This window comes from Nocardia sp. CA-120079 (assembly GCF_050955745.1).
Taxonomy (GTDB): domain Bacteria; phylum Actinomycetota; class Actinomycetes; order Mycobacteriales; family Mycobacteriaceae; genus Nocardia.
The window spans coordinates 3,766,592-3,787,771 of record NZ_CP192088.1; the positions used below are offsets into that span (position 1 = coordinate 3,766,592).

The window sequence follows — 21,180 nt, forward strand, 5'->3', positions numbered from 1 at the left end:
AAAGACGCGGCTCGGCGACTCGGAGGAAGCCATGAGCGACAGGCCCACACAAGTCAAGGCCACACTGGGTAAGGGCACACGCGTCACGGGGAAATCACGAGACCGTTTGCAAACCCAGCTGAAGAAGCAGTACGAGGCGGGTGCCAGCATTCGATCGCTGGCCCGGTCCACCGGCCGCTCCTACGGCTTCATCCACAACGTGCTGGTGGAGTCGCACGTGCAGCTCCGCAGTCGTGGCGGTGCGAACCGCCGCAAGGGCCAGTAGCGTTCCTGGATCTGGATGCCGGTGTCGGCGAATGGATTTCGCCGACACCGAGCGAGATCGTGCGCGCTAATAGCCCGGCACCGCGCCGTCACCGTTGACCAGCAGGTTGGCGAGGCTGCGGAACATCGGCAGGCCCGTCTTGATCTCCAGATACGCGAACTGGCCCTGTGGGTTGACCTCGAGGAAGTAGTACTCGCCGTCGAGGCCGAGGCGGAGATCCAGCACGCCGAAGCTCAGGCCGAGTGCGCCCATCAGCGTCGCCAGCGACTTGCTGACCGAGGCGGGCAGATGCTCCGGTACGAAGTCGACCGTGGTGTCCAGCCGGGAATCGACCCGGCCGACCCCGGACTGCGAGTCGATTCGCACCGCCCATTCGACGCCGTCCATCCACACCACACGCAGATCGCACTGTGCCTCGACGTAGTCCTGGAAGGTGGTCGGCGCGGAGCGGATGCCCGCGAGGCGGCCGAAGTCGGCCTTGGTAATCAATCGGGTTTCGGCGAATTCGGCGCGTCCGGTGCCGGTTCGCTTGTAAACCACCGAGCCCGAACGTGATTCGACGAAGCTGCGTGCCTCGTCCGGATCGTTGGTGATGAGCGTTTCCGGAATCACGAAACCGGCTCGCCGTGCGGTCTCCAACTGCACGATCTTGCGGCTCGCGGTGCGATCGGCGCCCGGATCGTTGACCCAGTACGCCGGAATCGACCACAGCAGACCCTGGATGAAGCCATCGCACTCGGCTTGGCGGTAAGCGTCGTCCGAGGCGCGCACGCCGGCCGGAACCTGTGCGGGATGCGGTCTGCGCCACCAGACCGAGCGGACGTCGTCGAGTCCGATCACATGCGATAGCGAACGCGTGGTGCCCTGCCGATCGAGCCGGAAACTTCCGGATTCGCGCGGGAAGTCGCGCAGGTCGAGGTGAATCGGGCTGAGCCCGTGGTGTTCTCGCAAGGTTGCCGCCATCGCGGTCCCGTGCAGATCATCGGATTCGGAGACGATGAGGACCGAACCTGTCCGGCGCGCCGCCATGCGCAGTTCCGTTCAGTCGAGACTGTCGCAGTTTATGCCGTCGTCGCTTGTCGCGAGCGATTTGGTTTGGCAGTAGGTGAAGGTCGCTCCGCTGGTGCCCGGGCAATCGGCGAGCTGCAGGCTGTCGGCCCAGGATGCGGTGAGTTGTTGCAGCGCTTCATCTCCCAGTGCCGCGGAGGGTTCCTCGGCCAGTGTCATGGGCCGGTCGACGAGGTCGATGCGCAGACGGCGGGTGAAATCGGCGGTGGCGCCGGGACGGATATCCATGAGCACCGGACGGCCTTCGCGCTCGGTGGTCGCGCTTTCGGTCCAATCGAGGACCCGGAGTACATCGTCGCGGCGGAAGGTCCAGGTTCCTTCGGTCACTCTGACCGTGAAATCTCGTTCCGACTCGGCCACCAGCAGTCCCTGCAACGCGGGGACGCGGTCACCCGCCGGCCCGGTGCCGGGGAGGTGGATTGCGTCGGTCATAGTGAGCTCTCCGATCTGCTCGCGATTTGCCAGGACCCCCGAGCGGGAACTGGATCATATCGCGCAAGTGGTCTCGCACGGTCCGGATCGCGAGATTTCACCGCCGCTGGCAAACCAGATTTCGGCTCGGGATGCGCTAGCGCCGAAAGATTTTCGGTATAGACCCGCCACGGTATCAGCAATCATTGAGCTACTTCCGAACGGTTTCGTGCGATCGATATTGCCCGGGATTGGCGGCTGTGCATCCGTTGGCGCGGATCTGCCCGCCGCGGTTGAGAGTCCGAGCAGATCCGGTTGTTCGGCGATGGCGCGCAAGCGTTCGCCGGGATCGGTGACCAGTTTGCGTGCGGTGAGATCCAAGATGCCGAGTACCATCTCGACCTCTGCTGCGACAGTACCGTCGATCTCGCGGATCTCCTGGTGTATTCGAAAGATCTTGCCGCCGGCTCCTCCGCCTCCCTGGGTCTTTTGCCGGTCGTGGGTACCTCGACCGTCTCGTCGCGGGCCGGCGGTCGACCGTTCGGTTGCGTTTTGGACGTACACGACGAGTTACCCATGTGCGTACGAAATCAGTTGTCGCTGTGTTGCTTCACGAATCGCGCCGGTTCGCGTTGCGCTCGGCCCACCATTCGGGCGACTCGACGAACCAGTTGTCGAATTCCTCCTGGGATGCCGCCAGTTCTTCGAAGGTGGCTTCGCCCTTGACCAGCCGGTCGAGCAGGCGGAAGTAGCCGAAGCGCTCCACCGCGGGCATCAGGGCGATCAGGATCCGCGCGGAGCTGTCCGGGGCGGCGCCGAAGGCGTGCGGCATGAGCTTGGGGACGACGATCGACCCGCCCGCTCTGACGGTGACGATCTTGTCCCCGGCCAGTACCTGCAGTTCGCCGTCGGCGACGTAGAACAGCTCGTCCGACTTGGTGTGGTAGTGCGGTGCCGCGCCGTCTGCGCCCTTGTCCATATTGACCTCCAGATGGCTGACCGCGCCGCCCGCTTCGTTCGAGTCGATGAGCAGGCGCATGGTGACCGAGGGGGTCACCAGGGTTTCGGCATCCTGCGGCTGGCGGATGGCGAAGTTGCGGTCGGTGGTGGCGTTCACGATGTTCTCCGATTGATTCGGTGGTTGATAATTCGCTACCGAACTATATAGCAGCGAATAGAATCTTGTCCATGGGTGAGATCGAGCGGGATCCGGTGGATGCGATCGTCGAGCAGTGGCGGCGGGAGCGGCCGGACCTCGAGCTGGAGGCGATGGGCGTAATCGGGCGGCTGGGTCGGCTGCTCGTGGTCGCGCAGCGGGATATCGAGGCGGTCTTCATCGCGCACGGGCTGCAACGCGGCGAGTTCGATGTGCTTGCCGCACTGCGTCGTTCGGGTGAGCCGTGCGAACTGAACCCATCGGTGCTCGCCGACACTCTGATGCTGTCGCGCGCCGGAATGACCGGGCGGCTCGACCGTCTGGAGTCGGCGGGGTTGGTCCGGCGCACCGCGGATGCGCAGGATCGCCGCGCCATCCGGGTGGCGCTCACCGAGGCGGGCCGCACGCTGATCGACAAGGCCGTCACCGCGCATACCGAGAACGAGACCAGGATGTTGTCGGTCCTTTCGGCGAAGGATCGACGCGACCTGGATCGGATCGCCCGGGTACTGCTCGGGAGCCTCGAGGGCGGCGCGAAATAGGGTAGTTCGCTACTCGGGTGCTGGGCGGGTCATGAGTTCACCATGGGATGATGATCGACATCATCACCCTCCGCGGCACGGGTGAACCGCGGAATACCAATGGGACGCCCGCCGGCATGCTGCGCGATGTCACGAAACTGCTCGATCCCGGCCGTTTCACCGCCTTCGAGCCGGATTGGCCTGCCTCGGTCGGGCCGAGCCCGGATCTGTGGGGCCCTTCGCTGGATACCTCGATCCGGCTCGGTGTTGCCGCGGGCGTGCGGGCGATTCAGGACTCGCCGAATGTCTGTGGGCTGCTGAGCTATTCGCTCGGAAGTATCTGTGCGAGCAAGATTTTGGAGGGAGTGCGGTCGGGTAAGTACAAGAACACCGATGGCTCGCCCCTGGAGATCGCCTTCGCCGTCAATATCGCGAACCCGCTGCGCAAACGCGGCCAGTCGGTCGGCAATCTGTGTCCGGCAACGACTTACGGCCTGCACGGGGAACGCGGCGCCTGGCCGGCCCTCGATGTCAAGGAGTATGCGAATCCGGGCGATATCATCACCGCGTCGCCGGGCGACTCGCCGCTGCGGGTCATCGATGTCGGCATCTCGCCGTTCTCGTTCGTCGAAGGCGCTCGCATCGGAAATGTGGCCCCGCTGATCTTCGCCGAATTGCTGCGTTTCCTGATGAACGATCCGATCGGCAATCTCGATCGCTATGCGACCGCGGTCAACGGTGTCATCGGCTATCTGACGCCGTGGCCGGACGGTCAGCACGTTCTCTACTCCGGACACAATATGCCCGGCACGAATGTCCTGTGGACGACCCATGCCGCCGACTATCTGAACGCCAACTACTGACCCGTCCGCGGCGGTTTCCGCCGGGGACGGGGCGACCATCATCCCCACTCTCCCCGGCGGCGTCGCACCAGAGATCGCGGCTCAATCCCCTTGTGCGGCAGCGGAGATGGGCTGCCACTCGCGCCAGAGCGCCAAGCGGGATTCGTAATCCGCGGTGGCGATGGTCAGCGGGACCTCGCCGAGGAAAATGCGCAGCGGCGGCTCGGGCGCGTCGACGACCGCGAGGATGGCGGCGCTGGTGGCGGCCGGATCGCCCTGGCGCACCGCCGAGCGTTGGGCGGCTCGCGCGGCCCTGGCCGCATCGTAGGCCGGGAGCGGGGTCGCATGCCGCGAAGAGGGGCCAGCCCAGTCGGTGCCGAATCCGCCCGGTTCGATCAGGGTGACGTGAATGCCGAAGGGTGTGACCTCCTGAGCGAGCGCCTGTGAGAAACCTTCCAGCGCCCATTTCGACGCGTGGTACGCACCGAGGTTCTGGAAGGCCGAGATGCCGCCGATGCTCGATACCTGGATGATGTGGCCGCTGCCCTGGGCCCGCAGGATCGGCAGTGCCGCCTGGGTGACCCACAGTGCGCCGAAGACATTGGTTTCCAATTGGGCGCGAAACTCGTCCTCGCTGAGTTCCTCGATCATGCCGAACTGGCCGTAACCGGCATTGTTGATGACGATATCGAGCCGTCCGAATCGCTCGGCGGCCTGCTGGACTGCGGCAAAATCGCCGTCCCGGTCGGTGACATCCAACTGCAGCGGAAGGAATGTGTCCGGATACTTGGCGACGAGATCATCGAGTGTGCTGGTATCGCGAGCCGTGCCGGCCACTTGATCGCCGCGCTCCAATGCGGCGAGTGCCCATTCACGACCGAATCCTCGTGAGACTCCGGTGATGAACCAAACTTTGCTCATGCGACCCACGCTAGTGACCTGGAGTGCACTCCAAGCAAGTATTTATCGCGGTCGCAGCGTAACCGGCAGCGCCGAGGGAGACAGTACGAAGTCTCGATTGGAGGCGCGCACCGTGTAGTTCGGGTCGGGTGTCGGGCGCCAGCGGGCCAGCAGCGCGGCGGCGGCGAGGCCGATCTCGATCATGGCGAAATGGTCGCCGAGGCAGCGGCGACGGCCGACGCCGAACGAGAGGTTGGCCTTCTTGTCGATATCGGCTGCGCGCTCGGGCGACCAGCGATCCGGGTCGAACGCTTCCGGATCGGCGTAGTAGCGCTTGCTGTGCTGAACCAGGTAGGGGGAGAACATTATTGCCGTGCCGTCCGGAACGGTGAGTCCGCCGATGGTGACGTCGCCGTCGGCGGTGCCCGCGCTGATCCACGGCCCCCAGAACCGAAGCGTCTCTGCCACAACCTGTTTCAGGTAGGGAAGTGCGCCGAGATGATCGGCGCGGACCGGGCCCGTTCCGACGACGGCATCGAGTTCGGCATACAACCGCTCGGCGATGTGCGGGCGACGCATGACCTCGTGCCAGAGCCAGCCGGTCAGCGATGCCATCGAACCGACGCCACCGGCCAGCATGAGGATCGCTTCGTCGATGATGTGCTCATCGGACAGCGTCGCGCCGGTCTCGCTGTCGGTGTGCCGGATGAGCGCCGAGACCACATCGTTGAAATCCTCATCGCGGCGGCGGTATTCGGCGATGACGGCGCCGATGGCCGTGCGCAGGTGGCGAGCCTTGGTGCGCCAACGCCAGTTCGAGATGAGCCGCAGGCGGCGCACCTGCGGGGGCAGCGCGGTGCGCAGAATGACCTGACTGAGCAGCCACGGGACGCTGTCCCGGATCTCGCGGCGCGCGTGATCGCTGAACTCGGCGGTGAACAGTGTCGAGGAGACGGTGTCGAGAATCAGGCCGTGCGCCTCGTCCATGAGATTCACGCGTCTGCCCGAAGGCAGTCCCGCCGACCAGGTTTCGGCGATATCGGCCGCCGACCGCGTGTATTCGGCCAGCCTGCTCTGCCGCAGTGCGGGCGAGATCATGCGTCGCCGCAGCTTGTGTTCTTCACCGCGCAGAACATTGACGGATCCGCCCGCGACATCCTCGATGGCCTCACGCAGATCGTCCCGATTGAGTTCGGCATCGCCGAGCCCGACCTCGCGCACGAGATCCGGTGTGGTGAGCAGATATCCGGTCTTCTGGCCGAACCGCAGGCGCACGATCGGGCCGAGATCGGCCAGCGAGGTGACGAAGCCCGGAGCGTCGCGCAGGGCCCGCGGACTGTGGCCGACCAGTGGCAATCGACCAGGCGCGGTAGGTACTTCCGAAAGTGATTGCGGCATGACCAATTCTGGGCTGCGCGCGGACTCGGCCCGAGCCTGTCGATAGATTTCGAGCACGGTCCCGATGTGCTGCGACTGGCGCACCGAGTCGCCGTATTTGCCGAGAATCTGGCGCATTTCCGCGAGCGCGGCGCGATCGGTGTCGAGCTCGGCAATGGTGTCGGCGATCGCTACCGGCGACGGATCGGCGGTGCGAATGCCACCCCCGGCAGGCACCGACTCGTCGAGATCGGGATCGCAATAGATGATCGGCAGGCCCACGGCCACCGCCTCCAGCAGGACCATGCCCTGTGTGTCGAAACCGTTGGAGGGGAACAGCAGTGCGTCGCCTTCGGACATGGCGGCGAGGCACTCGGACTGAGTGATCCTGCCGTGCAAGCGGATTCGGTCCGCGAGTCGAAATTCGGTGATGGTGGCGGCCGCCTGGGGCAGCAGGTCGCCGTCGCCGAAGACGTCCAGTGTGCAGTCGTCTAGATACCGCACTGCCTCGATCGCGGCGAGCAGCCGCTTCTCGGCCGACAGCCGCCCGCACCAGATCAGCCGCAATGGCGCGTCGATCGCGCGTTCGACAACCGGTGTGCCGCCGAGGTTTTCGATGAGCTCGTCATCGACGCCGTTGGATACCACCCGAAGCGGCCGGGTCAGACCGTGGGCGAGTAGTTGGTCGGCGAAGTGCTGGGTCGGCGCGATGACGCGATCCGCGGCCTGGGCCTGAGCGACGATCGTCCACCAGGCATGGCGTGCCGCACGGCTTTCGGCGCGGTGCGGCATGTGCTGATCGTGCGGTACGAACCGGCCGTGCAGGGCGCGCAGTGCCAGCGCCACCGGATAGGGTGCGGGCGAGGTGTTCTCGATGAACGCGTCGTCGCGGCTCTGGGCCGTGTGGATCAGCGGAATCCGGTGTCGCCGTGCGGCTTTCATGCCGGCGATGGCGACACCGTAGGTGGTGTGGGTGTGTACGAGGTCGATCGGGCCGCGCGCGGCGAAGGCGGCGTCGATGAGTTCGGCATTGTGCTTGGTCGGCAGCACAACTGGGAATCCGTTCACCGCGAGACCACCGGCGGCGCGCAGCGGCACCACATTCGGGAGCCGGTCGGCGCCCGGCTGCGGTGCGACGAACAGGGTGACGCGGTGACCTGCGCGTTCGAGTCCTCGGCACAGCGAAGCGACCGCGGTCTGGACCCCACCGAGGGTGGCCGGGTGGTAGTCCATGAACATCGCTATGTGCACAATGGCACTGTACTGACACATCGCCGCCGTGCGGAGCCCTCAATTCTGTGGAATATCCGGTCGGCGTCGTCAGGGGACCCGATACCGAAAGAGCCGCCGTGAAAATAGCGATTCCGCTCACCGGAACCCGCGGTGATGTCCAGCCCGTCGTGGCGCTCGGACTGGAGCTGCGTCGTCGCGGCCACGATGTGCTGCTCGGGGCGCCGCCGAATCTGGTCGAATTCGCCACGGCCACCGGGCTTGCCGCCATCGCCTGCGGACCGGATGTGCAGCAGCTCTACAGTTCGGACGCCGGGCAGCGGGCGCTGGCCGCGGGCAACACCTTGCGGTTGATGCAATTGGTAGCCCGGCAGATGGCCGACTATGCCCAGCAGATGAATCGAGACGTCATCGACGTGTGCACGGGTGCGGATCTGATCGTGGCGAGCACGGTCACCGAGGACCGGGCGAGTTCGGTTGCGGAGGCAATGGGGATTCCGCTGGTAAGCCTGCATTATTTCCCCTGCCGGAGTAATGGCGCATATCCGTTTCCGGGTGCGCTGCCGCCGCGGTGGAATCCGCCCGCGGCCGTGAATCGTGTGACATGGGCGATCGCGGAGAATCTGCGCCGGATGGTGTTCATGCGTTATCTCAACGATCTACGCGCCACGCTCGGGCTGCCGAAATCGTGGGCGAGTACCGCAGCGGTATTGGCACGTGCGCATGTTCCCGAGGTGCAGATCTACGATCCGGCGTTGGTTCCCGGATTGCCCGAACAATGGGATGAGCGTAGGCCGTTCACCGGATTTCTGACGCTCGATCACGCCGCCCGCCAGGCCGTTGGCGATCTGGCCGGCGACCACGCGGGCATTCTGTCGTGGATCGAGGCGGGGGAGCCGCCGGTGTTTTTCGGATTCGGCAGTATGCCCATTCGGGATACAGCCTCGGTGCTGGCGATGGTTATCGAGGTGTCTGCTCGTCTGGGGGTGCGTGCTTTGGTCAGTGCGGGATGGAGTGATCTGGATATTGCCGATGCGCAGGCGGGGCCGAATGTGAAAGTTGTCGGTCCGTTCGCGCACGATCTGGTTTTTCCGTATTGTGCCGCGGCGGTGCATCACGGCGGTATCGGGACGCTGTTCGAGAGTCTGCGCGCCGGATTGCCGACGCTGGTGTGCTCGGTGTCGTTCGAACAACCCATGTGGGGCGGGCAGGTCGAGCGGCTCGGTGTGGGTGCGCATCTGCCGTTCACGCAACTGACCGAAGCCCGGCTGGAACAAGGCGTCGCGTCGCTGCTGACGCCCGAACGCCGCTCCCGCGCAGCAGAATTCGCGAAGACGCTGAGCGCCGAGGACGCCGCCGCCCGCACCGCCGACATCATCGAAGCCGCCGCCCGGTGACCGACGTCTTCGCCGACACCCTCGTCATGTTCCGACGCTGTGCCCGGCACACCTTGCGCAGCCGCGACACCCTGATCATTTCGCTGCTCATGCCGATTCTGGTGATGCTGCTGTTCACCTACGTCTTCGGCGGTGCCATCGATGTCGGCGGACCCTACCTCGACTATGTGGTGCCCGGAATCATGTTGCTGTGCACGGGTTTCGGCTCATCGATCACCGCCACCGCCGTCTCCACCGATATGACAGGGGGCAGCATCGACCGCTTCCGTACCCTGCCGATGTTCCGTCAGGCCGTGCTCGCAGGCCACGTCGCCGAGGGCGTTGTCCGCAATCTCGCGGCCATCGCGATCGCGGTCACGGTGGCGCTCGCGCTCGGCTACCGCCCGCAGGCCGGTCCACTCGGCTGGCTGGCGGCCCTCGCGGTAATCACCCTGTTCGTCACCGCGATCTCCTGGATCGCCGTCGCGCTCGGCCTGGTCGCCAAGAATCCGGAAGCCGCCGGCGGCCTCACCTACGCCATTATGTTCATCCCCTACATCAGCAGCGCCTTCGTCCAAACCACCACCATGCCCCACTGGCTGCGCGGCTTCGCCGACTATCAACCCGCCACCCCCATCATCGAAACCGTGCGCGGACTCCTGAACTCCCTGGACACCGGCCACAACGCCCCCCTCGCCCTCCTCTGGTGCGCTGTGCTCGGCACCCTCGGATTCGCCGGTGCCGGCATCGTATTCAGTCGCCTGTCGCACAGCTGACCAGCTGCTACGCGCCGCCGGTGCGGATCGAGGCGACGAGTATTGCGGGATGCGTCGCATCCCGTCGTAGGGCTCAGCGCATATTGCGGTGACCAGCGGCTAGTTCGGTCATTACCTTGTCGGCGCCGAAGAGACGCTGGACGCGGCTCGAGAGATTGGGGGCGATCAGGGCCAATGTCGCGCCGAGGCGGACCGGGAGGGGGGCCACGTCGGTTTCGGCGATGTTCCGTTCGATCGCTCGGACCACGGCTTTCGCGACGTCTTCCGGGCTCCGGGTGCCGGCGCCCCGTGGCACGGCCGCGCCGGATTTGACGAACATGCCCGCGTCCCTGACGAATCCGGGGTAGATCGAGGAGACACCGATGCCCCGGCTTTGCAGGTCGGCGCGTAAGGCCAAGGCGAAGCCGCGCAGTCCGAATTTCGTCGCGTTGTACATCGCCGCCTTGCCGGATGCGGCCTTGCCGGACAGGGAGTTGATGAAGACCAGATGTCCTTTGCCGCGTTCGGCCAGCTGCGCACCGGCAAGGCGGGCAAGCACGATGGGGGCGCGCAGATTGACCTCGAGCGCTCGATCGATGTCGGTCAGCGAATAGTCGAGCAGGTCGCCCGAACCGGGCAGTGCGGCGTTGGCGATGACGACATCGAGGTCACCGGCCTCCTCGAGCAGCTTCTCGGCACCACCCAGCACGGCGAGGTCCGCGACCACCGCCCGCGCGCCGAACCGGGTCGCGACCTGGTCGAGTGCTTCGGCTCGCCGTCCGGACAGCACTACGTTCGCACCCCGTGCGGTGACCGCGGCGGCGATCGCGACCCCGATCCCGCCCGTCGCGCCGGTGATCAGGACTCGTGCTCCGTTCAGTTCCATGTCGAGGATTATTGTCGAGATTCCGCATTCCGTGACGCATCCGTGGTTGCAGGGTGTCGTCGTGACCGGATGGTCCGCGCGGGGGATGCCGCGGCTGACTCACTCCTTGCGCCGGACCGAGGCTTCTACGAGATCCAGTACGGCCGAAAGGTTTTCGTTGGTGTGCCCGGAGGCGATGCGGGCGATGAGCCCGTCGAGCACGAGGTCCAGATATCCGAGCAACACGTCGGTCGGGACATCGTCGCGCAAAGCGCCTGCGGCCTTGCGGCGTTCCAGGCGGGCGAGGGTGGCTGCGGTCAGTTCGGCGGAGCGCTGGGTCCAGCTCGCACGGAATTCCGGATCGGTGCGCAGGCGGCGCGCGATCTCCAAACGGGTTCCGAGCCAATTGAATTGCTCCGGGTGGGCGAGCATATCGCGCATGACCTGCACCAGACCCTGATTGGCCGCGACGTCGGCCATGCGGTCGGCATCTTCTTGGGCCAGCGCGAGGAACAGGGCGTCCTTGTCCCGGAAATGGTGGAAGATCGCGCCGCGAGACAGGCCGATGGCCTCTTCCAGGCGGCGCACGGTCGCACCGTCGTACCCGTACTCGGCGAAACAGGCCCGCGCCCCGTCCAGAATCTGACTACGCCGGGCGGCGAGGTGATCATCACTGACTTTGGGCATTTCGGCGGGCTCCTCCGAGCGAAGCGGGCAATGCAATGTGAAGAGGTCCGCGCACCGCGGGTAATGCGGTGCGCGGACCTACTACAGCACAGTCGTTCAGCCGCGAATCATGTTGCGCAGCACATACTGCAGGATGCCACCGTTGCGGTAGTAGTCGGCCTCACCGGGGGTGTCGATCCGGACCACCGCGTCGAAGGTGACGACATCACCGTTCTCCTTGGTGGCGGTGACCTTCAGGGTCTTCGGAGTCGCACCCTCGTTCAGCTTGGTGATGCCCTCGATATCGAAGGTCTCGGTGCCGTCCAGCTTCAGCGACGCGGCCGACTCACCGGCCGGGAACTGCAGCGGAATGACACCCATACCAATGAGGTTCGAGCGGTGGATGCGCTCGAAGGACTCGGTGATGACGGCCTTCACACCCAGCAGCGAGGTGCCCTTGGCGGCCCAGTCACGCGAGGAACCCGAACCGTACTCCTTACCGCCGAGCACGACCAGCGGGATGCCGGCGGCCTGGTAGTTCTGCGAGGCGTCGTAGATGAACGCCTGCGGGCCGCCGTCCTGGGTGAAGTCGCGGGTGTAACCGCCCGAGACATCGTCGAGCAGCTGGTTGCGCAGCCGGATGTTGGCGAAGGTGCCGCGGATCATCACCTCGTGGTTACCGCGACGCGAGCCGTAGGAGTTGTAATCCTTGCGCTCGACGCCGTTGGCCTCCAGGTACTGCGCGGCCGGGGTGCCCGGCTTGATGTTGCCCGCGGGGGAGATGTGGTCGGTGGTGACCGAGTCGCCCAGCAGTGCGAGCACGCGCGCGCCCGTGATATCGGTGACCGGCTGCGGCGTCTGCGGCATGCCCTCGAAGTACGGAGGCTTGCGGACGTAGGTCGACTCCTCGGCCCAATCGAAGGTCTTGCCCTCCGGGGTCGGCAGCGAACGCCAGCGCTCGTCGCCCTTGAAGACGTCCTTGTAGTCGTCGAGGAACATATCGCGGGAGATGACCCGGTCGATGGTGTCCTGGATTTCCTGCGGCGAGGGCCAGATGTCCTTCAGGAACACATCGTTGCCGTCGGTGTCCTTGCCGAGCGCATCGTTCTCGAAGTCGAAGTCCATGGTCCCCGCGAGCGCGTAGGCGATGACCAGCGGCGGGGAGGCCAGGTAGTTCATCTTCACGTCGGGGGAGATGCGGCCCTCGAAGTTGCGGTTACCGGAAAGCACCGCGGTGACGGTCAGGTCGTTGTCGTTGACCGCCTTGGAGATCTCCTCCGGCAGCGGACCGGTGTTGCCGATGCAGGTGGCACAGCCGAACGCGACCAGGTTGAAGCCCAGCTTGTCCAGGTACGGCCACAGGCCAGCCTTCTCGTAGTAGCCGTTGACGACCTGTGAACCCGGCGCCATCGAGGTCTTCACCCACGGCTTGCGGGTCAGGCCCTTGTCCACCGCGTTGCGGGCCAGCAGGGCCGCGCCCAGCATGACCGACGGGTTGGACGTGTTGGTGCAGGAGGTGATCGAGGCGACCACGACCGCGCCGTGGTCCAGCACGAAGTCGCCGTACTCCTCGGTGGAGACCTTGACCGGCTTGGACGGGCGGCCCACCGCACCGTTCGCGGCCGACGGCAGCACGGCGTCGTCCTCGGCGAAGGAAAGCACCGCCGGATCGCTGGCCGGGAAGGACTCCTCGATGGCCTCGTCCAGGTGGGTGTGCGGGGTCGTGGCGGCCGGACCGGTCTCGGCATCGCTGGTGTAGTTGTGGATGTCCTTGCGGAAGGCGGTCTTGCTCTCCGACAGCAGGATCCGGTCCTGCGGACGCTTCGGGCCCGCGATGGACGGCACCACGGTGCTCAGATCCAGCTCCAGGTACTCCGAGTAGGCGGGCTCCTTGTCGGCGTCGTGCCAGAGGCCCTGCTCCTTGGCGTAGGCCTCGACCAGCGCGACCTGCTCATCGGAGCGGCCGGTCAACTTCAGGTAGTCGACGGTCACCTCGTCGATCGGGAAGATCGCTGCGGTGGAACCGAATTCGGGGCTCATATTGCCCAGGGTGGCGCGGTTGGCCAGCGGCACCTCGGAGACGCCCTTGCCGTAGAACTCGACGAACTTGCCGACCACACCGTGCTTGCGCAGCATATCGGTGACGGTGAGCACCACGTCGGTGGCGGTCACGCCGGGGTTGATCTCACCGGTCAGCTTGAAGCCGACCACGCGCGGGATGAGCATGGAGACCGGCTGGCCCAGCATGGCCGCCTCGGCCTCGATACCGCCGACGCCCCAACCCAATACGCCGAGACCGTTGACCATCGTGGTGTGCGAGTCGGTGCCCACGCAGGTGTCCGGGTAGGCCTGGCCGTTGCGAACCATGACGACGCGCGCCAGGTGCTCGATATTGACCTGGTGCACGATGCCGGTGCTCGGCGGGACGACCTTGAAGTCGTCGAAAGCCGTTTGGCCCCAACGCAGGAACTGGTAGCGCTCACCGTTGCGCTGGTATTCGATGTCGACGTTGCGCTCGAAGGCGTCCGCACGGCCGAATACATCGATGATGACGGAGTGGTCGATGACCATCTCGGCAGGGGCGAGCGGGTTGACCTTGTCCGGGTCGCCGCCGAGGGTGGCGACGGCCTCACGCATGGTGGCCAGGTCGACGATGCAGGGCACACCGGTGAAGTCCTGCATGATCACGCGGGCCGGGGTGAACTGGATCTCGGTGTTCGGCTGAGCCGACGGATCCCAGCTCGCGATGGCGCGGATGTGATCGGCGGTGATGTTGGCGCCGTCCTCGGTGCGGAGCAGATTCTCCGCGAGGACCTTCAGTGCGTAGGGGAGTTTTTCGGTACCGGGCACGGCCGAGAGACGGAAGATCTCGTAGGAGTTGCTTCCGACCTCGAGGGTGCCCTTGGCGCCGAAAGTATCGATACTTGTCGTCACGTCAGCTCCACTCGTCTGTGAGGGTGGCCGCGGGCGGGGCTGTGCCCGCGGCTGGTTTTTCGAGCGACTTGCAGGCAGTCGCTACGGTTACGTGTTCGGAGGGTTCCAGCGCTGGAACGTACTGGCTCCTCGCGGCTTCGAGCCTAACAGTACGCTTGTCCTGTGAAACGCGCGGGTGCTGTTGAACGCGCCGTCCGAAGGTGAGCCGACACTCCGTCGCGTACTGTGCTTTCGAGTTGTTCGGAGTGACCGGTGGGCCCGCACCGGTTCACCCTGCAGTGTTGTATGCCCGTCGCCTCGCGTGCCGATGCGGCTCGACAGACCGGATGGAAGATGACCGTCTCGCACACCTCGGTGTTCACGCCTATGCGCGCCGAACTCCCCCCTGGTATCGACGACAAGACGTTGACCCAGATCAAGGAGGATGTGGTCGACAATCATGTGGCCACGCCGAAGGGGAAGGATCAGGACGCACTCGAGGCGGTCGTCGCCGATGCTCGTGCCCACGGCATCGAGCTCAGCATCGTGGTGATTCCCGGTAATCCAGGCCACGACTCCAATCTACGGGACCTGGCCACCGAGGTCGGCAAGACCGAGCACGGAACCGTTGTGGTGTTCAGCGACGACTGGGTCGGCACCTACAGCGACTCGATCAGCCGGGTGAAGCTGGAGCGGGCGGAGGACCTTTCCAAGAGCACGCAGGGGCATTCGGCGCAGGCGGCGCAGCTTTTCGTCGATCAGCTGGAGCGGCCGGAGACGTTCTCCTGGACCGTGATCACCAGTGTGCTGCTTGTCGGCACGGCGGCGCTGGTCGGCGGACTCTACTGGGTGAAGTCCCGCCGTTCTGCCGAGCGGGCGGTGCCGGTAGGGGTTTCGGGTCGCGGCGACGACCGGGACCCCACCTCGTAGCGAGCATCCGCTCAGTTACTTTTCCTGTCGGTCGGTTTGTTTTTGCCGACCGAATCCCCGTGCCCGTGTGGCTATTTCTCGGCAACGACCAAATTACGCGGCTGTAGTTCTGTTGCCGGAGTTTCTTTAGTGAATGATGTGTCGTACGGTTCGAATGATGACTGATGGGGAAAGAGTGTTCAGAGAGCTATCTGTGCACCACTGAGCGTGATGGTTCGCAGGGGGCTCGTGAGGTTAAGCCTGGTCGGGTCCTTGGGAGGTGCGATGCGCAACAACGGCGTTGCCGGTTCTCGGCGTCCGCTGTGGGTCGCTCTGGGGTTGCTGGTCACTGCCGCTGTGCTCGTCACGGCCGGACCGGTCGCTGCGGTGCCGCCTGCCCCGCCCAACCCGAGCGATAGCCAGATCGCCGACGCCGGAGCGCAAGTCGACGCCAGAGTGACCGAGGTCGGCGCGCTGATCAACCAGGTCGCGGTGACGGATCAGAAGCTGCAGGAACTCGACGGCGCGATCGCCCGGAAGCGCGAAGAGGTGAACAGGGCCCTCGTCGATCTGCAGGACGCTCGCGACGCCGCCGACGCGGCCGCGGCCGCGGTGGTGCGGACCCAGCGCGAACTGAGCGACGCCGGAGCCCAGGTCGACCAGGCCAGACGCAACTTCGACCAGTTCGCGGTGCAGGCGTACACCCGGCCCGCCGCGACCTCGATGGTCACCTATCTGTCCTCGGCCACCCCGGATGTCGCCCTCAGCCGCGCCCGGGTGGTCACGCTGGTATCGAAGAATCAGCAGTCGGTGCTCGATTCGTTGCGCCGCGCCCAGATCGAACAGGGCAATAGGAATGCCATTGCGCGCCAAGCGAAATCGGCCGCCGACGCGGCCGCCGCGGTGGCCGAGCAGAAGAAGACCGACGCCGAAAACGCCGTTGCCGCCGTGAAGGCCGAACAAGATCAGCAGGCGGCGCAGCGGGAGGGCCTATTACGCGAGCGCGCGGTGGCGCAGGGCCGTCTCGACCAGGCGCGCGCGAATGTGGCCGGGCTGCAAGGGCAACGCGAGGCCTATCAGGCCTGGGACGAACAACGCAAGGCCGAGGAGGCCGCCATCCGCGCGGCCGCCGCGGCCGCCGCCGCCCGTGCGGCCCAGGACCAGGCCGCCAAGGACCGCGCGGCACAGGCGGGCGAGGGTAAGCGGCCGCATATCCAGATGGAGGGTTCGCCGTCGCCGCGCCAGACCCGCCCGCGGGTGACCATGCCGTCCATCGGCGGCTCCGAGGCGATCGAAACCGTGGTCGATCGGGCCATGTCGCAGCTGGGTGTCGTCTATGCCTGGGGCGGTGGCGACGAGGACGGGCCGACCCTCGGCATCCGCGACGGCGGTGTCGCCGACAGCTACGGCGATTACAACAAGGTCGGCTTCGACTGCTCGGGTCTGATGATCTACGCCTTCGCCGGCATCGGCGTCTCACTGCCGCACTACAGCGGCTATCAATACAACGCGGGCACCAGGGTGCCCGTCGCCGAGCGCAGCCGCGGCGACATGCTGTTCTGGGGGCCGAACGGCAGCGAACATGTTGCGCTCTACCTCGGAAACGGGAAGATGGTGGAGGCGCCGCAATCCGGCGAGGTGGTACGGGTGTCTCCGGTGCGCGAGGGCGGCATCATGCCGTACGCGGTGCGGATCGTCTCGTAACCCCTAGGCTCGTCTGGTAACCCCCGGGCTGGGCCGCACGCCGCGAACCCGACCGTGAACCTGTTGATTTGCCGTGATCTCGGGTCCGGTTGCGGCATATGCGGCCATTACCTGGAATAGTTGTGGCAGCACGCACAGGACCAAAGCGAAAGCGGGGATGTTGGTGACTTCGACGGACGGTGTGAGCGGGGCAAGTTTGGCGAAAGAGGCCGCTGCTCCCGCACCCAGCACCCTGGAGCGTGACGTCCAGACCCTGGAGAAGGCGATATACGAGGTCAAGCGCGTTATCGTCGGCCAGGACCGGCTCGTCGAACGGCTGCTCGTCGGGGTGCTCGCACGCGGCCACGTACTGCTCGAGGGTGTGCCGGGTATCGCCAAAACCCTTGCGGTGGAGACCTTCGCCAGGGTGGTCGGCGGTTCGTTCGCCCGCGTCCAGTTCACCCCCGACCTGGTGCCCACCGACCTGATCGGTACCCGCATCTACCGCCAGGGCCGCGAGGAATTCGATACCGAACTCGGCCCGGTCGTGGCGAACTTCGTGCTCGCCGACGAGATCAACCGCGCGCCGGCCAAGGTGCAGTCCGCACTGCTCGAGGTGATGGCCGAGCGGCATGTGTCGATCGGTGGCAAGACCTACCCGATGCCCGATCCGTTCCTGGTCATGGCGACCCAGAACCCGATCGAGAGCGAGGGCGTGTACCCGCTGCCCGAGGCGCAGCGCGACCGCTTCCTGTTCAAGGTGGTCGTCGACTATCCGTCGGTGGAGGAAGAGCGCGAGATCATCTACCGGATGGGTGTCACCCCGCCGGAGGCCAAGCCGATCCTCGAGCCGTCCGAGCTGATTCGCTTGCAGAAGGTGGCCGCGAATACGTTCGTGCACCACGCGCTGGTCGACTACGTGGTCCGGGTGATCGCGGCGACCCGCAAGCCCGGCGATTTCGGCATGCAGGATGTGGCGAGTTGGATCGCCTACGGTGCCTCGCCGCGCGCCAGCCTCGGCATCATCGCCGCGGCCCGCGCCGTCGCGCTGATCCGCGGCCGCGACTATGTGGTGCCGCAGGATGTCGTCGAGGTGATTCCGGATGTGCTGCGCCACCGGCTGGTGTTGTCCTACGACGCGCTCGCCGATGAGATCAGCCCCGACGATGTGATCAAGCGTGTGCTGCAGACTGTCGGCCTGCCGCAGGTCGCGCCGCAGGCGGTCGCACCTCGAGGAGCCGGGGCACAGCCGCAGGCCGCACCCGTTCCGGCCGCGTCGCCCGCCATGGGGCCGCACGGGGCGCAGCCGCCGATCCCGCAGCCGCCCGCCCCCCAGGACGCGGTGCCGCAGCCGCCGGTCGCGCAGATGTCTCCGGCCGCCGGCAATAACCAGCCGAAGTGACCTCGGCATCGGCTGTGCCTGATTTTCCACAAGACGGGGTTCCACCAATGCCGATGTCCCCACATGCACCACCGTCTTTCCGATCGGGTGAACTGTCCGACCCCAAGCTGACCGCAGCGCTCAGAACGCTGGAACTGACCGTCCGTCGCCGGCTCGACGGTGTTCTGCACGGCGATCACCTCGGTTTGATTCCGGGCCCCGGCTCGGAGCCGGGCGAGGCAAGGACCTATCAGCCGGGCGACGATGTGCGCCAGATGGATTGGTCGGTCACCGCCCGCACCACCCATCCGCATGTGCGGCAGATGATCGCGGACCGGGAACTCGAGACCTGGATGGTGGTCGATTTGTCGGCCAGCCTCGACTTCGGTACCGCGCTTTGCCAGAAACGCGATCTGGCCGTCGCGGCCGCCGCGGCGATCACCCACCTCACCAGTGGCGGTGGCAATCGGATCGGTGCGGTCGTCGCGACCGGTGAGCAGTTGACCCGCATTCCCGCGCGCAGCGGCCGGGTGCACGCGCAGTCGATGCTGCGCGAGATCGCGACGACGCCGCACGCCCCCGACGGTGTGCGCGGCGATCTGCGCGAGGCGATCGAATCGCTGCGCCGCCCGCAGCGCAAGCGCGGACTCGCGGTGGTCATCAGCGACTTCCTCGGTGATATCAACTGGCAGCGCTCACTGCGCGCCATCTCCGCGCGCCACGATCTGCTCGCGGTGGAGGTGCTCGATCCACGCGACCTGTCGCTGCCCGATGTGGGTGATGTGGTGCTGCACGATCCCGAGACCGGGCGCACCCGCGAATTCAGCGTGACGCCTTCGCTGCGTGCCGATTTCGCGGCCGCCGCCGAGCGGCATCGTGTTCAGGTCGAACAGGCGCTGCGTAGTTGCGGCGCACCGGTGCTCACCCTGCAGACCGATCGGGACTGGATCTCCGACGTGGTCCGGTTCGTGTCCACCCGGCGCCACGCATTCGGCGCCCCGAGCGGACGGGCGCCGCGCCAGTGAGTATTTCGCATTTCACCGCGCTGGTCTGGCTCGGTTTTCTCGCTGTGGTCGTACTGATCGCGTTGGGCTATATCCTCGTTCAGCGCAGCCGCCACCGGCACATGCTGCAGTTCACCAATATGGAGCTGCTGGAGAAGGTCGCCCCGTCGCGGCCGAGTCCGATGCGGCATGTGCCGATCGCGCTGATGCTGGTGGGTCTGGTGTTCCTCACCATCGCGGCCGCGGGGCCGACCGCCGTCAAGAAGGTGCCGCGCAATCGCGCGACAGTCGTTCTGGTGATGGACGTTTCGCTGTCCATGGAGGCGACCGATGTGCCGCCGTCGCGACTGAAGGTGGCGCAGAAGGCCGGTAAGGAATTCGTCGACGGGCTACCGCCCGGTATCAATCTCGGCTTCGTCACCTTCGCAGGCACCGCCTCGGTGATGGTGCCGCCGACGACGAACCGCGAGGCCGTCAAGGCGGCCATCGACAACATCAAACTCGCCGAGCGCACCGCCACCGGTGAGGGCATTCTCACCGCGCTGCAGTCGATCGACACCATCGCCACGGTGCTCGGTGGTGCGCAAACGCCACCGCCCGCGCGCATCGTGCTGATGTCCGACGGTAAGCAAACGGTGCCCGACGACAAGGATGTCGACAACCCACGGCACGGTTTCACCGCGGCCCGCCTCGCCAAGAACAAAGGCGTTCCGGTGTCGACGATTTCGTTCGGCACGTCATGGGGCACGGTGGAGATTCCGGATCAGGACGGTAAAGGCGCCCAACGCGTCAAGGTGCCTGTCGACGACGATGCGCTGCGCGAGATCGCCAAACTCTCCGGCGGCGATTTCTATACCGCCTCGAGCCTGACCGAGTTGACCGCGGTCTACGACACGCTCGAAGAGCAGATCGGTTACGAGATGACCAGGGGCGATGCCAGCAGACCGTGGCTTTTGCTCGGCATGCTCGTTGTCGCTGCCGGTGTAGTTACCGGCTTGCTCTATCGTCAACGCCTGCCGTAGTCGTCAATGCCTGCCGTCGCGACGCGCCCGGTTCTACATAGAGCACTATGTGTGGCCCGGGCGTGGCGCACGAATCCGAACAGATAGGTTGGTCCTCATGTCGAACATCACATCCCGGTCGGTCCTGGTGACCGGTGGCAACCGCGGTATCGGACTCGCGGTCGCGCAGCGTCTGCTTGCCGATGGGCACAAGGTAGCCGTCACGCATCGTGGGTCGGGGGTTCCGGACGGTCTGTTCGGTGTGAAATGCGATGTGACGGATAGTGATTCGGTCGATGCCGCCTTCACCGAGGTGGAGCAGCATCAGGGGGCGGTCGAGGTGCTGGTCGCCAACGCGGGCATCACCGACGACACCCTGCTGATGCGGATGAGCGAGGAGCAGTTCACCAAGGTCATCGATGCGAACCTGACCGGTGCGTTCCGCTGCGCCAAGCGTGCCAACCGCGCCATGTTGCGGGCGCGCTGGGGTCGGATGATCTTCCTGGGCTCGGTGGTCGGTCTTGCCGGTCAGGCCGGACAGATCAACTATGCCGCGTCCAAGGCCGGTGTCATCGGTCTGGCTCGCTCGGTCACCCGTGAACTCGGTTCGCGTTCGATCACCGCCAATGTCGTCGCGCCCGGCTTCATCGAGACCGATATGACCGCTGAGCTGCCCGACGATCTGCGCGATATGGCGAAGAAATTCATTCCGCTGCAGCGGCTCGGCGAGCCCGAGGATGTCGCGGCCGTGGTCAGCTTCCTCGCTTCCGAGGATTCGCGCTACGTGTCCGGCGCGGTGATCCCGGTCGACGGCGGCATGGGCATGGGCCACTGACCCAACCGACAGCCGGCGTGTT

General features: G+C 65.9%; 19 protein-coding genes. 11 read left to right on the top strand and 8 right to left on the bottom strand.

Annotated features, from left to right (window positions below; translation table 11 throughout):
* The first annotated feature begins 31 nt into the window (after positions 1–31).
* On the top strand, positions 32–265 hold the full coding sequence (locus tag ACQPYR_RS17320; RefSeq protein ID WP_062991895.1) for a helix-turn-helix domain-containing protein: 234 nt from the start codon (positions 32–34) through the stop codon (positions 263–265).
* Positions 266–331: 66 nt separating this feature from the next.
* Here ACQPYR_RS17320 and ACQPYR_RS17325 read toward each other — a convergent pair whose 3' ends face one another.
* From ACQPYR_RS17325 to ACQPYR_RS17335, 3 genes are all read right to left on the bottom strand, one after another.
* On the bottom strand, positions 332–1,294 hold the full coding sequence (locus tag ACQPYR_RS17325) for a hypothetical protein (RefSeq protein WP_433633409.1): 963 nt from the start codon (positions 1,292–1,294) through the stop codon (positions 332–334).
* Between the two features lie 12 nt (positions 1,295–1,306).
* Positions 1,307–1,765 carry a hypothetical protein gene (locus tag ACQPYR_RS17330; protein ID WP_433633410.1) on the bottom strand — a complete coding sequence of 153 codons (459 nt, stop codon included), beginning with the start codon at positions 1,763–1,765 and terminating at the stop codon, positions 1,307–1,309.
* 589 nt (positions 1,766–2,354) lie between these two features.
* Positions 2,355–2,783 (bottom strand): cupin domain-containing protein, encoded by a 429-nt coding sequence (locus ACQPYR_RS17335; protein ID WP_433635158.1) that lies wholly within the window; start codon positions 2,781–2,783, stop codon positions 2,355–2,357.
* A gap of 149 nt (positions 2,784–2,932) precedes the next feature.
* Between ACQPYR_RS17335 and ACQPYR_RS17340 the strand changes: the two genes are divergently transcribed.
* Together ACQPYR_RS17340 and ACQPYR_RS17345 are read left to right on the top strand one after the other, a co-directional pair.
* Positions 2,933–3,442 carry a MarR family winged helix-turn-helix transcriptional regulator gene (locus ACQPYR_RS17340; RefSeq protein WP_433633412.1) on the top strand — a complete coding sequence of 170 codons (510 nt, stop codon included), beginning with the start codon at positions 2,933–2,935 and terminating at the stop codon, positions 3,440–3,442.
* Positions 3,443–3,489: 47 nt separating this feature from the next.
* The gene (locus ACQPYR_RS17345; RefSeq protein WP_433633414.1) at positions 3,490–4,284 is read left to right on the top strand and encodes a hypothetical protein; all 795 of its coding nucleotides are present in this window, start codon (positions 3,490–3,492) and stop codon (positions 4,282–4,284) included.
* Between the two features lie 81 nt (positions 4,285–4,365).
* Here ACQPYR_RS17345 and ACQPYR_RS17350 read toward each other — a convergent pair whose 3' ends face one another.
* The gene (locus tag ACQPYR_RS17350) at positions 4,366–5,184 is read right to left on the bottom strand and encodes an SDR family oxidoreductase (protein ID WP_433633416.1); all 819 of its coding nucleotides are present in this window, start codon (positions 5,182–5,184) and stop codon (positions 4,366–4,368) included.
* Between the two features lie 42 nt (positions 5,185–5,226).
* The gene (locus tag ACQPYR_RS17355; protein ID WP_433633418.1) at positions 5,227–7,791 is read right to left on the bottom strand and encodes a cytochrome P450; all 2,565 of its coding nucleotides are present in this window, start codon (positions 7,789–7,791) and stop codon (positions 5,227–5,229) included.
* A gap of 98 nt (positions 7,792–7,889) precedes the next feature.
* Between ACQPYR_RS17355 and ACQPYR_RS17360 the strand changes: the two genes are divergently transcribed.
* A complete protein-coding gene (locus tag ACQPYR_RS17360) occupies positions 7,890–9,167 on the top strand; it encodes a glycosyltransferase (protein WP_433633420.1) in 1,278 nt (425 codons plus the stop codon).
* Positions 9,168–9,193: 26 nt separating this feature from the next.
* Positions 9,194–9,922 carry an ABC transporter permease gene (locus ACQPYR_RS17365; protein WP_433635160.1) on the top strand — a complete coding sequence of 243 codons (729 nt, stop codon included), beginning with the start codon at positions 9,194–9,196 and terminating at the stop codon, positions 9,920–9,922.
* A 73-nt stretch (positions 9,923–9,995) separates the two neighbouring features.
* Here ACQPYR_RS17365 and ACQPYR_RS17370 read toward each other — a convergent pair whose 3' ends face one another.
* The 3 genes from ACQPYR_RS17370 to ACQPYR_RS17380 form a co-directional block, all read right to left on the bottom strand.
* Positions 9,996–10,787: an SDR family NAD(P)-dependent oxidoreductase gene (locus ACQPYR_RS17370; protein ID WP_433633422.1), complete on the bottom strand. Its 792-nt coding sequence runs from the start codon at positions 10,785–10,787 to the stop codon at positions 9,996–9,998.
* Between the two features lie 99 nt (positions 10,788–10,886).
* Positions 10,887–11,453 (bottom strand): TetR/AcrR family transcriptional regulator, encoded by a 567-nt coding sequence (locus ACQPYR_RS17375; RefSeq protein WP_040691943.1) that lies wholly within the window; start codon positions 11,451–11,453, stop codon positions 10,887–10,889.
* A 96-nt stretch (positions 11,454–11,549) separates the two neighbouring features.
* A complete protein-coding gene (locus ACQPYR_RS17380) occupies positions 11,550–14,354 on the bottom strand; it encodes an aconitate hydratase (RefSeq protein WP_433635162.1) in 2,805 nt (934 codons plus the stop codon).
* 345 nt (positions 14,355–14,699) lie between these two features.
* Between ACQPYR_RS17380 and ACQPYR_RS17385 the strand changes: the two genes are divergently transcribed.
* The 6 genes from ACQPYR_RS17385 to fabG1 all read left to right on the top strand — a co-directional run bounded on the left by ACQPYR_RS17385 (position 14,700) and on the right by fabG1 (position 21,158).
* Positions 14,700–15,275 carry an Rv1476 family membrane protein gene (locus tag ACQPYR_RS17385; protein ID WP_433633424.1) on the top strand — a complete coding sequence of 192 codons (576 nt, stop codon included), beginning with the start codon at positions 14,700–14,702 and terminating at the stop codon, positions 15,273–15,275.
* A 264-nt stretch (positions 15,276–15,539) separates the two neighbouring features.
* Complete coding sequence (locus tag ACQPYR_RS17390) at positions 15,540–16,958, top strand: NlpC/P60 family protein (protein WP_433633426.1); 1,419 nt, start codon at positions 15,540–15,542, stop codon at positions 16,956–16,958.
* A 157-nt stretch (positions 16,959–17,115) separates the two neighbouring features.
* Entirely contained in the window at positions 17,116–18,339 is a 1,224-nt protein-coding gene (locus tag ACQPYR_RS17395; RefSeq protein ID WP_433633428.1) for an AAA family ATPase, read from the top strand.
* A gap of 47 nt (positions 18,340–18,386) precedes the next feature.
* A complete protein-coding gene (locus ACQPYR_RS17400; RefSeq protein WP_433633430.1) occupies positions 18,387–19,343 on the top strand; it encodes a DUF58 domain-containing protein in 957 nt (318 codons plus the stop codon).
* On the top strand, positions 19,340–20,344 hold the full coding sequence (locus tag ACQPYR_RS17405; protein ID WP_433633432.1) for a VWA domain-containing protein: 1,005 nt from the start codon (positions 19,340–19,342) through the stop codon (positions 20,342–20,344). The genes ACQPYR_RS17400 and ACQPYR_RS17405 overlap by 4 nt, the downstream gene beginning before the upstream one ends.
* A 97-nt stretch (positions 20,345–20,441) precedes the next feature.
* Positions 20,442–21,158, top strand: a complete 717-nt coding sequence (fabG1, locus tag ACQPYR_RS17410) for a 3-oxoacyl-ACP reductase FabG1 (RefSeq protein WP_040691902.1) — start codon at positions 20,442–20,444, stop codon at positions 21,156–21,158.
* Positions 21,159–21,180: the final 22 nt, after the last annotated feature.

Excerpts from the sequence above, each read along its gene's own strand:
- ACQPYR_RS17385 (WP_433633424.1), top strand. The coding sequence starts at position 14,700 with ATGACCGTCTCGCACACCTCGGTGTTCACGCCTATGCGCGCCGAACTC.
- ACQPYR_RS17400 (WP_433633430.1), top strand. The coding sequence starts at position 18,387 with ATGCCGATGTCCCCACATGCACCACCGTCTTTCCGATCGGGTGAACTG.
- ACQPYR_RS17320 (WP_062991895.1), top strand. The coding sequence starts at position 32 with ATGAGCGACAGGCCCACACAAGTCAAGGCCACACTGGGTAAGGGCACA.
- ACQPYR_RS17370 (WP_433633422.1), bottom strand. The coding sequence starts at position 10,787 with ATGGAACTGAACGGAGCACGAGTCCTGATCACCGGCGCGACGGGCGGG.
- ACQPYR_RS17330 (WP_433633410.1), bottom strand. The coding sequence starts at position 1,765 with ATGACCGACGCAATCCACCTCCCCGGCACCGGGCCGGCGGGTGACCGC.
- ACQPYR_RS17395 (WP_433633428.1), top strand. The coding sequence starts at position 17,116 with ATGTTGGTGACTTCGACGGACGGTGTGAGCGGGGCAAGTTTGGCGAAA.
- ACQPYR_RS17340 (WP_433633412.1), top strand. The coding sequence starts at position 2,933 with ATGGGTGAGATCGAGCGGGATCCGGTGGATGCGATCGTCGAGCAGTGG.
- ACQPYR_RS17335 (WP_433635158.1), bottom strand. The coding sequence starts at position 2,783 with ATGCGCCTGCTCATCGACTCGAACGAAGCGGGCGGCGCGGTCAGCCAT.
- ACQPYR_RS17350 (WP_433633416.1), bottom strand. The coding sequence starts at position 5,184 with ATGAGCAAAGTTTGGTTCATCACCGGAGTCTCACGAGGATTCGGTCGT.
- ACQPYR_RS17390 (WP_433633426.1), top strand. The coding sequence starts at position 15,540 with ATGCGCAACAACGGCGTTGCCGGTTCTCGGCGTCCGCTGTGGGTCGCT.
- ACQPYR_RS17345 (WP_433633414.1), top strand. The coding sequence starts at position 3,490 with ATGATGATCGACATCATCACCCTCCGCGGCACGGGTGAACCGCGGAAT.
- ACQPYR_RS17325 (WP_433633409.1), bottom strand. The coding sequence starts at position 1,294 with ATGGCGGCGCGCCGGACAGGTTCGGTCCTCATCGTCTCCGAATCCGAT.
- ACQPYR_RS17375 (WP_040691943.1), bottom strand. The coding sequence starts at position 11,453 with ATGCCCAAAGTCAGTGATGATCACCTCGCCGCCCGGCGTAGTCAGATT.
- fabG1 (WP_040691902.1), top strand. The coding sequence starts at position 20,442 with ATGTCGAACATCACATCCCGGTCGGTCCTGGTGACCGGTGGCAACCGC.
- ACQPYR_RS17365 (WP_433635160.1), top strand. The coding sequence starts at position 9,194 with ATGTTCCGACGCTGTGCCCGGCACACCTTGCGCAGCCGCGACACCCTG.